Consider the following 13,370-nt stretch of genomic DNA (forward strand, 5'->3'; position numbering starts at 1 on the left):
TCAGAGCCTCTCGAGAACGTCGGGGGGAACGGGGCGCCCGGCAGCGCGGCGCTCGGCGGCGAAGTCGGCGAGCATGCGCCGCAGCTCCTCGTCGAACCGCCGGCCGAGGCCCTCGACCGACGCGAGCGGGACGGACATGAAGACGCACTTGAGCACGCCCTGCCGGAAGGCGTGGTCGTCCAGCCAGGCCGAGCCGTACGGGCCGAGCGCGGCGGCGACCAGCCGGGTGTCGTTGGTCCGCAGGGCGTCGTGGACGAGCGGGAGAGCGGCCGGACCGAGGTCGAGCTGCGGAAGCGACTCCAGGATCTCCAGCCGCTCCCCCGCGTCGCCCTGCCAGTAGAGCTTCATGACGGCCGCCGCCGGGTCCGGCAGCGCCTTCGCGAGCGCCGTCAGCAGCTCGGCGCGGGCGCCGGGGCCCCCCTCCCGCGCGGCCCGCGGGAACAGCGCGTAGACGGTCTCGGGGTCGCGCTCAACGTCGGCTACGGCCTGCGCCAGCCAGGTCATGTGCCCTCCTCAGGAATTCGATCGACCTTCCGGCCACGTCGGGCGCCGCGTGGCTGTGCCTGGCCAGTTCGACGGCGACCAGCCCGCCGAAGCCGTCGAGGGCGGCGAGCACGGGCGGGAAGTCGATCTCGCCCTCGCCGAACTCGAGATGCTCGTGGACGCCCCGCCGCATGTCCTCGATCTGCACGTGCACCAGGTGCGGCAGCGCCCGCTCGACGCACTCGGGCACGTCGTACGGCTCCAGGCAGCGGCAGTGCCCGATGTCGAGGGTGAGGCCGAACCTCGGGTGCCCGCCGAGCAGGTCGCGCAGCCGTTCGTATCCGGCGAGGTCCGCCACGAGCATGCCCGGCTCGGGCTCGAACCCGAGCGTGACGCCCACCTCGTCCGCTTCGGAGAGCAGGCGCTCGCACTGCCGTACGAGCCGGTCCCACGCCTCGCCCTCGGGCACCTCGGGCGGCCGGATGCCGCTCCACAGGTGCACCACGGGGGCGCCGAGGTCGGCCGCGATCCGCATCGCCTCGCGGATGAAGTCCACCCGCGCCTCGGCCTCGTCGTGCAGCAGCGTCGGGAAGTGCTTGCGCCGAGGGTCGAGCGTGTACCTGCCGCCCGTCTCCACGGCGAGGGCCAGGCCGAGCCGCCGCGCCAGCGCCGCGATCCGCCCGACCTCCGCCGGGGAGGCGCCGGGCATGAGGTGCCCGTGGTCGAGGGTGACCGCCGCGCCGGTGTAGCCGAGGTCGGCGAGCACCTCCAGCGTCTGGTCGAGCGGATGGTCGCGGAAGCCGTTGGTGCAGTAGGCCCAGATCACGATGTGGCCACCTTCGCCGACAGCCACCGGCCGGCCGGCAGCGCGGCGAGCAGCGCCGCCGCCTGGGCGAGCCTGCCCCGCCCGGCCACCGCGGCCGCCTGGAGCGGGATCAGGCCGAGGATGCTCATCCGCACCGCCTGCCGCACCTGCTCGGGGTCGGGGTCGGCGCGCAGCGCCGCCTGGGCCCTTCCGGCGGTGGCGAGGTAGCCGGCGATCATCGCGGCGGCGCCCAGCCGCCCGGTGGTTTCGCCGCCGCGGCAGGCGACGGCGGCCAGCGCCGCGGACGCGCCGGTCGCGGCCAGCGCCTGGGTGACGGTCGCGGGGGTGGCGCCGTCCACCTCGGCGCGGCCGAGCAGGGTGATCCCGTAGGTGTGGGCGCCGACGGCCAGCGCCATGGGGGCGGCCGCCCGCGTGTGCGGGCCCGCCCCGAGCAGGACGTCGAGCACGCGGCAGGCCGCCATCGCGGCCGGGCCCGCCGCCGTGTGCTTGAGGCGCAGGTCGTAGGCCCAGGCGGCGCCGGCGAGCAGGCCCGCGAGCGCGAGCCCGCGCCGTCCGCCGAAGACCGCGGCGGTGGCCACCCCGGCGCCGGTCAGTGCGGCGGCGAGGCCGAGCGCCCCTTCCGGGCTGATCCGGCCGGAGGGGATGGGCCGTTCCGGCCGCTCCTTCGCGTCGATCTTCCGGTCGGACCAGTCGTTGAGCGCCATTCCGGCCCAGTAGAGCAGCACCGACGCGGCGGCGAGGCCGGGCCGGGCCGATCGCCCGGCCGCCGCCGCGCCGGCGAGCGTGTCCCCGGGAACCGACAGCGCGGCGGGCGCGCGGACCAGCTCCAGCCAGGCCCTCACGGCCGCCCCTCCGACAGGGCCTGCGCGAACGCCACCAGCCGGGCGTACTGGGTGGGCAGGTCGTGCCCCACACCGCCCAGCGGGTCCTTGAAGAAGTAACCGAGCTCGGGGAGCACGCCGCCGTGCCCGATCTCGTGGGCCCGCGCGACGAGCCGGACGAGGTCGAGGACGAGCGGGGCGGCGAGCGCCGAGTCGCAGCCCTGCCAGGTGAACTGCATGGTCATCCGGACGCCGAGGAATCCTTCGAATGTGATGTGGTCCCAGGCGGTCTTCCACTCGCCGAGGTCGGCCACGTAGTCGATGTGCGTCAGGCCCTCGACGTCCTCGCCCACGATCGCGGGGACGGCCCGCGCCTTGCTCGCCGACTTGCTCTCCCGGGCCGCCGGGTCGGCCAGCGTGGCGCCGTCGCCGCCGCCGAGCAGGTTGAGGCCCGACCACGAGCGGACCCGCAGGGCGCGGCCGGCGAACATCGGCGCGAGCGCGCTCTTGACCAGCGTCTCCCCGGTCTTGCCGTCGCGTCCCGCGTACGGCAGGCCGCTCCGCCGCGCCAGCTCGTCCAGTGCGGGCGGCGTCGGACCGGCGGAGGGGGTGAACGCCACGTAGCCGCAGCCGGCCGTGAAGGCCGCGTAGGCGTACAGGGAGCTGGCGGGCAGCACGTCACGGCCGGACGCGAGCGCCTCCTCCAGCTCGGCGAGCGTGGCGTACGGCACCTCGGCGGGGGGCTCGGTCGACGACACGTCCACCACGACGACGCGGGACAGGCCGTGCCGCTCCCGGAAGTCCGCGATGTCGCCGGCCAGCCGCCGCGCGGCCTCCGCCTGGCTCTCCTCGCCGGGAACGTAGCCGTGCCGGATCTCGGCCTCCGCGGCGTCGAGGTCCGCGGCGAGCAGAGTCGCCAGGACGGGAGGGAGCACGCCCGCCTGGGCGAGCAGCTCGGCTCTCTTGCGCAGCGGGGTGGCGACCACGTCGTGACCGCCGAACACCAGGTCGCCCAGGGGAGCGAAGTCCCCGGGGAAGCCCGCGGCCTCGATGACGCAGCCGGTGGGCGGGGCCGCTCCCGCGCGAACCGCTGCCGCCCCGACCACCGCTGTGGTCGCGACGGACCCCCGGGCGCCGACCAGCCAGACACCGATGGGCACTGTAACTCTCCCGTCAACTCGGGTATGAAGGATGACCCCGGAACATTCGGATAGTAAGAGGCATCTTTCGTCACTGACAAGAAAAAGTTTCCTGCGGGCTACAGAAAGTTCACCCACCCGCTCGGTAACAGTGCACCCGGCCCTCGACCACCCGCTTCGGCCGACCCGAGGATGCGGCAGTCATGGCCCGCGGCCCTCCCTCTCCGCCTTCACGCATCCTCGGACTTTGTCCTCTCAAGGTACAAAGTTCAAATGATCATGAAAAAACTTCTTCCCCGTTAGGCAAAAGTCGCGTAGCTTGCTCGCCAAGTGCTCCGCACAGTCACAAGGGGTCGGAGTGAGGCGAAGAGCGGAGTCACCAGCGGCGCGGCCGCGTCATCGGGGGATCAAGGTTCTTCACGCAGATGGAGTTAGCAAGACGATGAGCGCGTACGAAGAAGAGATGGAGACGGCCGGCAACCTCGGACGCAGGCTGGGGCTGAACCGCCGCCAGTTCCTCGCGGCCACGACCGGCATGGCGGCGGTCGCCGCCGTGGCCGCGGCCGGTCCGCTGAAGTCGGCCGCGCAGGCGGCGACCGCAGGCGGCAACGGCGTGCTCGTGCCGCCCGGCAAGCGCGGCATCATCCTGTACACGGTCCGCGACGCCATCACCCGCGACCCGCTGTCCAGCAACCTCGCTTCCGGCTTCCGCCCGGTGCTCCAGGAGCTCAGCCGCATCGGCTACAAGCAGGTGGAGTTCGCCGGCTACGCCCAGCACCGCAACGCCGAGGGCGGAGCCAGCCTGGAGAGCGTCGAGGGTGCCCGCCTGCTGCGCACCTGGTTGGACGACAACGGCCTGGAGGCCGAGGGCAACCACGGCTTCATCCCCGGCTCCTGGCCGCTGAACCAGGCCGACCTCGACCGCTTCAAGCTCCACCTGGAGATCGCCAACATCCTCGGCATGAGCCACGTGGGCACCGGCAGCGACCCGACCGGCAGCGCCTACAAGGCCGACTGGGACGTGGCCGCCGAGAAGTGGAACACGCTCGGCGAGCTCGCGACCGCGGCCGGCCTCAAGCTGTACACCCACAACCACGACGTGGCCTACAGCTTCCTGCTCGACAGCGGCCCGCTCGACGCCCAGGGCCGGCCCACCCGCTCCTCCGGCATCCGCCGCCTCGAGTACTTCCTCTCGCAGACCGACCCGGCCAACGTCTGGCTGGAGATGGACATCTTCTGGGCGCACGTGGCCCAGTACAAGTACAAGACCTACACCGCGCCCGACGGCTCCACCCAGACGCAGGTCTTCAACCCGCTCGGCGTCGTGCAGGCCCAGACGATGCGGTTCCCGCTGTTCCACGCCAAGGACGGCAAGATCAACACCGCTACCTCCAACGGGTACGACATGGTTCCGTTCGGCACCGGCGACATCGACTACAAGAGCTTCTTCTCCGAGATGGGCGCCAAGGGCTACCACAACCCGATGTACGAGCAGGACAACGCCCCCGGCAACGCGTCGAACCCGGGCCAGTCCCTGCAGTACGCGGAGCTGAGCTACAACAACATCGCCAAGCTCCGCGGCTGAGGCCCGCCTGAGCAGTTCGGCTGGTCACCCGAGTATGGCGGACCGCCACGCGTTCGACCCGTTCCACCGGCACGCGGCGGCCCGCCTTTCCATGCCACCCCCTGAAAGAAGAGGCGCAGCAGATTTGAAGCGTACTCGCATACTGGTCGGCGGTCTCGCCGCCGCGTTGACGCTCCCCTTCACCGCGGCGCTCACCGCCGCACCGGCCCAGGCGCACGACGACGCGCTGCACTGGGAGAACTACGAGAAGGTCACCCTCACCAAGGACGTCGGCGAGCCGATCGACATGGCGATCCTGCCGGACAGCCGGGTGCTGCACACCGCCCGCAACGGCGACATCCGGATGACCGACCCCGCCACCGGCGTCACCAAGGTCGTCAACACGATCGACGTCTACAACAACTCCGAAGACGGCCTGCAGACGATCGGGCTCGACCCCGACTTCGAGCACAACAAGTGGGTCTACGTCTACTACGCGCCCAGGAAGCTGACCGGGTCGTCGTACCCGGCGGAGACCCCGGCCGGATCGGCGCCCAACTCCCTGCCGGCGGGCGCGGACGTGTCCTACTGGAACCAGTGGAAGGGCTACAACCAGCTCTCCCGGTTCAAGTGGGACGGCGACAAGCTCGACCTGTCCACCGAGCAGGTCATCATCAAGATCGAGACCAACCGCGGGCAGTGCTGCCACGTCGCGGGCGACTTCGACTGGGACGACGAGGGCAACCTCTACCTGGCCACCGGCGACAACACCCCGGCCAGCACGCCCGGTGCCAACGGCTTCGCCCCCAACAACGACGCCCCCGGCATGAACCCGGGCTTCGACGACCGCCGCGGCGCGGGCAACACCAACGACCTGCGCGGCAAGATCCTGCGGATCAAGGTGCAGGACGACGGCTCCTACACCGTCCCCGACGGCAACCTGTTCCCCAAGGGCACCGCCAAGACCAGGCCCGAGATCTTCGTGATGGGCGTGCGGAACCCGTTCCGCATGGACGTCGACGGGAAGACCGGCACGCTGTCGTGGGGCGACTACGGACCGGACGCCGGCGCCCCGGACCCCCAGCGCGGCCCGATGGGGTACGTCGAGTGGAACGTCACCCCGCTGAACAAGCCGATGAACGGCGGCTGGCCGTACTGCACCGGCGACAACTTCAACTACAACCACTGGGACTACGCGAACTCCAAGCCGCGTGAGTTCTTCGACTGCGCGGGCGGCCCGACCAACGACTCCGTGTGGAACACCGGCCTGTCGAAGCTGCCGCCCGCGACGCCCGCCGACCTGTACTACGGCGACCGCGCGAGCGACCAGCCGGCCGAGTGGTCCGGGCTGACCGAGTTCGACCCGGTGCAGAACGGCCAGGCCCCGATGGGCGGCCCGGTCTACCACTACGACGCGGACAACCCCTCGACGACGAAGTTCCCCGCATACTGGGACAACAAGTTCTTCTTCGGCGAGTTCTCCCAGGACTACCTGGCGGCGTTCACCGTGTCCGGCGCCGACGGCCCGGTGTCGAAGATCGAGCAGTTCCTGCCGAACGCCGAGCTGACCAAGATGGCGATGCCCATCACGGACAACCCGATGGACCTCGAGTTCGGCCCCGACGGGGCGCTGTACGTGCTCGAGTACGGCGACGGCTTCTTCCGCGCCAACCCCGACTCGGGCCTCTACCGCATCGACTACTCGCCCGGCAACAAGGCCCCGCAGGCGAAGATCACCGCCGACAGGACGTCGGGCAGCAACGCGCCGCTCACCGTCCAGTTCAGCGGCGCCAAGTCCACCGACGCCGAGGCGGGCGACCTCACCTACGAGTGGGACTTCGACGGCAACGGCTCCTTCGACGCCAAGGGCGTGACGGCGAGCCACACCTACGACAAGCTCGGGCAGTACACCGCCAGGCTCCGCGTCACCGACGCGGGCGGCAGGTTCGGCCTCGCCACGATCGAGATCACCGTCGGCAACACCGCACCCACGGTCAGCATCGAGACCCCCGGCGACGGCGGCTTCATCGACTGGGGCAACGCGGTTCCGTTCAAGGTCAAAGTGACCGACCAGGAGGACGGCGACAACCCGACCTGCAGCAGGGTCGCGTGGACCTTCGGCCTCGGCCACGACACGCACGCGCACCCGATCACGACGGGCACCGGCTGCACCGTCACCTGGGCGACCCCGGCCGACGCGCCCGAGCACGGCGTGACCGAGAACATCTTCGGCGTCGTCGTGGTCAGCTACCGCGACAACGGCGCCAACGGCATCCCCGGCGCGAGCAGCGACGCCACGCTGATCCTCAACCCGAAGCTCATGCAGGCCGAGCACGGGGACGACAGCAAGGGCGTCACCAAGACCCAGGACGAGACGGCGTCCGGCCTCAACAAGGTCACCTCGTTCGACGCCGGCGACTACATCGGCTACGACCCGGTGAACCTCAGCGGCATCACGTCGGTGAAGACCGTGGCCACCGGCGCGGGCACCCTGTCGCTGCGCTGGAACTCGCCGACCGCGGCCCCGTTCGCGACCGTCGCGATCCCGGCCGGCTCCGGCTGGCAGACGGTGACCACCGACCTGAAGAACGCCCCCACGGGCAGCGGCAAGCTGTACGTCACCTCGACCGGCGGCGTGGACGTGGACGCGTTCACCTTCGTGGGCGACGGCGTCGCCGACAAGACCCCGCCGACCGTGACGGCCACCCTCAACCCGGCCCAGCCGAACGGTGAGAACGGCTGGTACACCGGCAACGTCACGCTGACGGTCACCGCGACCGACAACGGCACGGTGTCGAGCCGGCAGTACTCGGTCAACGGCGGCGCCACCTGGTCGAACGCCAACAACCCGGTGACGCTGAGCACCGAGGGCGCCACGGAGGTCCGCTACCGCGCGACCGACAGCGGCGGCAACGTCTCCCAGATCGGCACCGTCACGGTGAAGATCGACAAGACCGCGCCGGCGTTGACCGTGAGCGGCGTCGAGTCCGGCGACCACGGCGACTCCACCTCCATCACGCCCGTCTTCTCCGCCACGGACGCCGCGTCCGGCGTGGCGAGCGTGACGGCGGCCATCGGCGACCTGCAGGTCAAGTCGGGCGAGGCGCTCCCCCTGTGGAAGCTGCCGCTCGGCGCGAACGAGCTGGTCGTGACCGCCAAGGACAAGGCCGGGCAGACCACGAAGAAGTCCGTGACCTTCACCGTCACGACCTCCTTCGAGGACGTGAAGGCCCTCCTCACCGCCTTCCGGAGCGCCGGCACGGTGACCGAGGACGGCGATGTCCTGATCGCGCAGCTCGACCAGGCGGCCAACCAGGCCGGCATGGACAAGAAGGACAACGCGATCAAGGCCCTGGAGCGGTTCGTCGGCTTCGCCGGCGACGCCAAGCGGGTGACCGACAAGGCCGCGGGCGACGCGCTCATCCGCGACGCGAAGGCGCTCATCGAGCGGCTGCGCGGCTAGCCAGACGTCCCGTGGGTCCGGCCCGGCCCGGCCGGATCCACGGGGCCCACACCCCCCACAGCCCTCTCACCCCCCGAAACAGAGGCGCCGGCGACCATGGTGGCATCGTGATGCCATCGTGATCGCCGGCGCCGAACTGTCCCTATCGGTGAACCGATGTAAAGAACATGAGGCGAATCCGGTACGGCGCGGCGGCCCTGGCGGCCGTCGCCTTTCTGTTGACGGGGTGCGGCGGCTCGGGCACATCCAGCAGCGACGCGGCCGGCAGCGTCGCCGGCACCGTGGCGCCTGCCGGGGCGGCCGCCACGGCCGGGGTCACGGATCAGAGCGCGGAACGGGCGCCGGCCACGGCCGGCGCGAGCGGCGGGCAGGAGAAGACCAGGCTCGACCCGGCCGACCGCGCGATCGTCTACCAGGCCGAGCTCACCGTCGAGGCCAAGGACGTCACGGCGGCGGCCGACCGCGCGAAGGCGATCGTGACGGGCGCGGGCGGCTACGTCGCCGAGGAGCGCAGCGAGTCCGTCTCGCGCGGCGTCCAGTCGATGATCGCGTTCAAGGTGCCCCCGGCGCGCTACGCCGACGTGCTGGCCCAGCTCGGACGTGACCTCGGGAAACGCACGTCGGTGCGGCAGAACGCGCAGGACGTCACCGAGGAGGTCGCCGACGTCGCCAGCCGGGTGAAGTCGGCCGAGGCCGCGCTCGGGCAGTTCCGCACGCTGCTGTCGAAGGCGAACAAGATCGGCGAAATCCTGGAGATCGAGCGGGAGATCTCCAGCCGCGAGGCCGATCTGGAGTCGCTGCAGGCCAGGCAGAAGGCCCTGGAGGCGCAGACCGGCATGGCCACCGTGACGCTCACCCTCGTGCCCCCGCCGGAGCCCTCGGCCCGCCCCGAGAAGAAGGAGGACGCCACCGGCTTCCTCGCCGGGCTGCGCGCCGGGTGGGACACCCTGACTTCGTCGACCGTGATGGCGCTGACCGTGCTGGGCGCGCTGCTGCCCTGGATCGTCGTGGCCGCGGTGGTGTGGCTGGCCGTCCGGGTCGTCATGCGCCGCATGCGCCGCCGTACCGCCCCGCCGGCCGGTCCCGTGCCCCCCGGCGCCGTCCCTCCTGGCTCCGTCCCTCCCGGGCACGGGCCCGGCTTCCCCGCGGGCCCCGCGCCCACGGGCGGCCCCGCCGGGCAGCCGCACCTCGGCTCACCGGAGCCGGCTCCCCGCGAGGACCGGGACGAGAACCAGGATCAGGGCCGGGAGTCCGAGCGCACGCCGGGGTAGCTCAGCGGGCCGACGACTCGTGGACGAAGTCGGTGAGCCGGGCGAGCTGGTCGGGGTCGGTCGAGGGAAGCACGCCGTGGCCGAGGTTGAACACGTGCCCCTCGGCCACCCGGCCGCGTTCGAGCACGTCCCTGGCCCGCCTCTCGACGACGTCCCAGGGCGCGAGCAGGATCGCGGGGTCGAGGTTGCCCTGCAGGGCCTTGCCCGCGCCCACGCGCAGCGCGGCCTCGTCCAGCGGCACCCGCCAGTCGACGCCCACCACGTCGGCGCCGGCCTCGCCCATGATGCCGAGCAGCTCGCCGGTGCCGACGCCGAAGTGGATGCGCGGCACGCCGAGGTCCGCCAGGCCGGCGAAGATCCTGCCGGTGTGCGGCAGCACGTAGGTGCGGTAGTCCTGCGGCGCGACCGCGCCCACCCACGAGTCGAAGAGCTGGACGGCCGAGGCCCCCGCCGCCACCTGCACGCGCAGGAAGGCGAGCGTGATCGCGCCGAGCCGCTCCATCAGCTCGTGCCACAGCTCGGGCTCGCCGTACATCATGGCCTTGGTGCGGTCGTGGTTCTTGGAGGGGCCGCCCTCGATCAGGTACGACGCGAGCGTGAACGGCCCTCCGGCGAAGCCGATCAGCGGGGTGCCGCCCAGCTCGCCGGTGAGCGCGCCGACCGCCTCCGTCACGTAGGGGACGTCGTCCGGCTCCAGGGGCCGCAGGACCTCCATGCCCGCCTTGTCGCGGATGGGGGTCCCGACGACCGGGCCGACGCCCGGCTTGATGTCGAGATCGACGCCGACGGCCTTGAGCGGGACCACGATGTCGCTGAAGAAGATCGCCGCGTCCGTGCCGTACCTGCGGACCGGCTGCATGGTGATCTCGACCACGAGGTCGGGCGTGGCGCAGGCGGTGAGCATCTCGACGCCGGCGCGCACCCTGCGGTATTCGGGCAGGGACCGCCCGGCCTGGCGCATGTACCACACCGGCGTGTACGGAACGGGCTCGCGCCGGCACGCGCGAATGAAAACGGAATCGGCGAGCTGGGGTTTCACGGCACCAGCCTGCCATGTCCCGGTGCCGCCCGATGCCCGGACCCATGACCTGGGACTCCAGAACGACGCGAGGACGGCCGTTGATCGCGTAAGGTGAACCCCATCCCCTCCTGTGAGTCATCTCACAGCTCGGCAATGTGTTCGCCAATCGGCCATCCGGCATCGATTCCAATACCACTTTCGAGACACGCCGAGTGCGATGCGGGGAAATGTCGCCGGGACGTGCCAACGTCGGATCAGTCCCGAGCGACCGCCACGACCGTGGATCCGACGAGAGGCCCCGGAGCGATGACTTCGATGTGGAGTTCCCCCGAACGCCGCACTGAGCACTGTGCCGGCAGCGACGCCGCGCGCCCCGCCCGCACGCGCGGACGCGCCCCGGCACGGACGGCCGACCGGGTGACAGTTCGACTGGCGGCGACGGTTTGACGACTTCCGATGCCCCCCACAGCCACCCCCCTGCTTCGCGCTCTCCCGAATCCGACCTACTCTTCCGTCATGACCCTCGGTGAACCGCCCGCGCCTCCCGCCGCCTTCCGGCGCGCGCTGGAGACGCTGCGCCCCGCCGAGGTACGGCCGGAGATCGAGCTGGAGGACATCCCCGCACCCCAGCGGCTCGCGCCGTATTCCGGTGCGGTCGGGGCCTCCGTGTACCGTGACGACGACGAACTCGCCGTCGGCCGCCTGATCATGCTGTTCGACCCCGAGGGTCAGCGCGGCTGGGAGGGGCCCTTCCGCCTCGTCGCCTACGTACGCGCCGACATGGAGCCGGAGATGACCACAGACCCGCTGCTGGGGCCGGTGGCCTGGAGCTGGCTGACCGAGGCGCTCGACGCCCACGGCGCGAGGTACGCCGCGGTGGGCGGCACGGTCACCCGTGCCGTGTCGGAGGGATTCGGCGGCAAGGCGGACGATCCCGTCACCACCGAGATCGAGCTGCGGGCCTCGTGGTCGCCGCTCGACGAGGACCTGTCGCCGCACGCGGCCGCCTGGTGCGACCTCATGTGCCTGGCCGCCGGCATCCCCCCGCTGCCGCCCGACGTCGCCACGCTGCATCCGCGCCCCGCCCGCCGAGATGATCCGAAAGTTCCTTAGCCCGTGACAGAACCCGTAGTCCAGCCTCTGTTGGAGCCGCGCGAGGGAATCCCGCCCGTCATCGAGGACTCCGCCGCGCTCGCGGCCGCCGTGGACGCCTTCGCCCGTGGGACGGGGCCGGTGGCCGTCGACGCCGAGCGTGCCTCCGGATACCGCTACAGCGGCCGTGCCTACCTGGTGCAGCTGCGCCGGGCCGGCGCGGGCACCGCGTTGATCGACCCGGTCAAGTGTCCCGACCTGTCCGCGCTGGACGAGGCCGTACGCGACGCCGAGATCGTCCTGCACGCCGCGAACCAGGACCTGCCGTGCCTGGCCGAGCTGGGCTTCCGCCCGCGGCGGCTGTTCGACACCGAGCTGGCCGGGCGGCTGCTCGGCTACGAGCGGGTCGGCCTGGGGACCATGGTCGAGCTCGTCCTCGGCCTGCGGCTGGAGAAGGGGCACTCCGCGGCCGACTGGTCGGCCCGCCCGCTGCCGGAGGACTGGCTGCGCTACGCGGCGCTCGACGTGGAGGTCCTGGTCGAGCTCCGCGACGTCCTGCACGACGAGCTGGCCGCCACCGGCAAGCTGGAGTGGGCGCTGGAGGAGTTCGCGTCGATCCTGGCCGCTCCCGCCCATCCCCCGCGTACCGACCCGTGGCGGCGCACCTCGGGCATCCACCGGGTGCGCACGCTGCGCGGGCTCGGCGTGGTGCGGGAGCTGTGGACGCTGCGCGACGAGATCGCGCGGGAGTCCGACCTCGCGCCGGGCCGCGTGCTGCCCGACTCGGCGATCGTGCAGGCCGCCCTCGACCAGCCGCGCACGACCAAGGCCCTCACCGAGATCACGCCGTTCGTCGGCCGCAGCGCCCGCCGCCACCTCAACGACTGGCTCGCGGCGGTGAACCGGGCCCGCACGATGCCGGAGGCGGCCCTCCCGCAGCCCGTGGGGCCCGGGGACGGCCCTCCCCCGGCCAACCGGTGGGCCGACCGCGACCCCGCCGCCGCCAAGCGGCTCGTGGCGGCACGGGCCGTCGTCGCCGCGCTCGCCGACGAGCACCGCATGCCGACGGAGAACCTGCTCCAGCCCGACGCCGTACGCAGGCTGACCTGGGAGCCGCCCGCGCCGATCAGCGAGGAGACCGTGGCGGCGCGGCTGCGCTCACTGGGCGCGCGGGAGTGGCAGATCGGCCTTACCGTCCACCCGCTGGCCAAGGCGCTCGAACGGCTGGAGATCAAAGGAGAGGTGTGACATGCGGGGCTACGGCCCGGACGTGGAGTCCGCCTTCGGCTATCGCCTGCACCACGTCCAGCTCGCCATTCCGCCCGGGGCGGAGGACGAGTGCCGCGCCTTCTACGTGGGCGTGCTCGGGATGACCGAGATCGGCAAGCCTCCCGTGCTCGCCGCGCGCGGGGGGCTGTGGGTGCGGGCCGCCGCCCTGGAGATCCATCTCGGTGTGGAGGAGGACTTCCGCCCCGCCCGCAAGGCGCACCCGGGCATCCTGGTGACCGGCCTCGACGACCTCGCCGCGCGCCTGGCGGCCGCCGGCGTCGAGGTCGACTGGGATCCGCACTTCCCCGGCCACCGCCGCTTCTACGCCCACGACAACGTCGGCAACCGCCTGGAATTCCTCTCCCCGGAGACCTGACCGGCGCGGCTCCGGTGACGGGACGAATGGAGCAGGCAGAAGCTC

11 protein-coding genes are annotated in these 13,370 nt (G+C 72.0%); 6 read left to right on the plus strand and 5 right to left on the minus strand.

Features of this window, described 5'->3' with window-relative positions; genetic code table 11:
* From FLW16_RS44020 to FLW16_RS32095, 4 genes are read right to left on the minus strand one after another with little or no spacing between them, the layout of a single operon-like run.
* Positions 1–504: an EboA domain-containing protein gene (locus FLW16_RS44020; RefSeq protein WP_185949684.1), complete on the minus strand. Its 504-nt coding sequence runs from the start codon at positions 502–504 to the stop codon at positions 1–3.
* A complete protein-coding gene (locus FLW16_RS44025) occupies positions 470–1,309 on the minus strand; it encodes a sugar phosphate isomerase/epimerase (RefSeq protein WP_185949685.1) in 840 nt (279 codons plus the stop codon). The genes FLW16_RS44020 and FLW16_RS44025 overlap by 35 nt, the downstream gene beginning before the upstream one ends.
* Positions 1,306–2,151, minus strand: coding sequence for an SCO3242 family prenyltransferase (locus FLW16_RS32090; RefSeq protein ID WP_142563868.1), 846 nt, complete (start codon positions 2,149–2,151; stop codon positions 1,306–1,308). The genes FLW16_RS44025 and FLW16_RS32090 overlap by 4 nt, the downstream gene beginning before the upstream one ends.
* Complete coding sequence (locus FLW16_RS32095; protein WP_142563869.1) at positions 2,148–3,290, minus strand: inositol-3-phosphate synthase; 1,143 nt, start codon at positions 3,288–3,290, stop codon at positions 2,148–2,150. Before FLW16_RS32095 ends, FLW16_RS32090 begins: the two co-directional genes overlap by 4 nt.
* Before the next feature lie 421 nt (positions 3,291–3,711).
* Here FLW16_RS32095 and FLW16_RS32100 point away from each other — a divergent pair, with 421 nt between their 5' ends.
* From FLW16_RS32100 to FLW16_RS32110, 3 genes are all read left to right on the plus strand, one after another.
* A complete protein-coding gene (locus tag FLW16_RS32100; RefSeq protein WP_142563870.1) occupies positions 3,712–4,854 on the plus strand; it encodes a sugar phosphate isomerase/epimerase in 1,143 nt (380 codons plus the stop codon).
* Between the two features lie 124 nt (positions 4,855–4,978).
* Positions 4,979–8,296: a PQQ-dependent sugar dehydrogenase gene (locus tag FLW16_RS32105; RefSeq protein WP_221891389.1), complete on the plus strand. Its 3,318-nt coding sequence runs from the start codon at positions 4,979–4,981 to the stop codon at positions 8,294–8,296.
* Positions 8,297–8,463: 167 nt separating this feature from the next.
* Entirely contained in the window at positions 8,464–9,567 is a 1,104-nt protein-coding gene (locus FLW16_RS32110; protein WP_142563871.1) for a DUF4349 domain-containing protein, read from the plus strand.
* 1 nt (position 9,568) lies between these two features.
* Here FLW16_RS32110 and hemE read toward each other — a convergent pair whose 3' ends face one another.
* Positions 9,569–10,606 carry a uroporphyrinogen decarboxylase gene (hemE, locus tag FLW16_RS32115; RefSeq protein WP_142563872.1) on the minus strand — a complete coding sequence of 346 codons (1,038 nt, stop codon included), beginning with the start codon at positions 10,604–10,606 and terminating at the stop codon, positions 9,569–9,571.
* Between the two features lie 498 nt (positions 10,607–11,104).
* Between hemE and FLW16_RS32120 the strand changes: the two genes are divergently transcribed.
* Genes FLW16_RS32120 through FLW16_RS32130 form a run of 3 tightly spaced genes read left to right on the plus strand, consistent with a single transcriptional unit; the run spans position 11,105 to position 13,325 of the window.
* A complete protein-coding gene (locus FLW16_RS32120; RefSeq protein ID WP_142563873.1) occupies positions 11,105–11,701 on the plus strand; it encodes a DUF3000 domain-containing protein in 597 nt (198 codons plus the stop codon).
* Positions 11,702–11,704: 3 nt separating this feature from the next.
* Complete coding sequence (locus FLW16_RS32125) at positions 11,705–12,928, plus strand: ribonuclease D (RefSeq protein ID WP_142563874.1); 1,224 nt, start codon at positions 11,705–11,707, stop codon at positions 12,926–12,928.
* Between the two features lies 1 nt (position 12,929).
* The gene (locus tag FLW16_RS32130; RefSeq protein WP_142563875.1) at positions 12,930–13,325 is read left to right on the plus strand and encodes a VOC family protein; all 396 of its coding nucleotides are present in this window, start codon (positions 12,930–12,932) and stop codon (positions 13,323–13,325) included.
* The last annotated feature ends 45 nt before the right edge of the window (positions 13,326–13,370 follow it).

Origin of the sequence: Microbispora sp. KK1-11 (genome assembly GCF_006874435.1) — a bacterium.
GTDB classification, from domain to species: domain Bacteria; phylum Actinomycetota; class Actinomycetes; order Streptosporangiales; family Streptosporangiaceae; genus Microbispora; species Microbispora catharanthi.

Bases quoted from the DNA above. Each gene is read 5' to 3' on its own strand.
- FLW16_RS44020 (WP_185949684.1), bottom strand. From the start codon at position 504: ATGACCTGGCTGGCGCAGGCCGTAGCCGACGTTGAGCGCGACCCCGAG.
- FLW16_RS32100 (WP_142563870.1), top strand. From the start codon at position 3,712: ATGAGCGCGTACGAAGAAGAGATGGAGACGGCCGGCAACCTCGGACGC.
- FLW16_RS32110 (WP_142563871.1), top strand. From the start codon at position 8,464: ATGAGGCGAATCCGGTACGGCGCGGCGGCCCTGGCGGCCGTCGCCTTT.
- FLW16_RS32120 (WP_142563873.1), top strand. From the start codon at position 11,105: ATGACCCTCGGTGAACCGCCCGCGCCTCCCGCCGCCTTCCGGCGCGCG.
- FLW16_RS32130 (WP_142563875.1), top strand. From the start codon at position 12,930: ATGCGGGGCTACGGCCCGGACGTGGAGTCCGCCTTCGGCTATCGCCTG.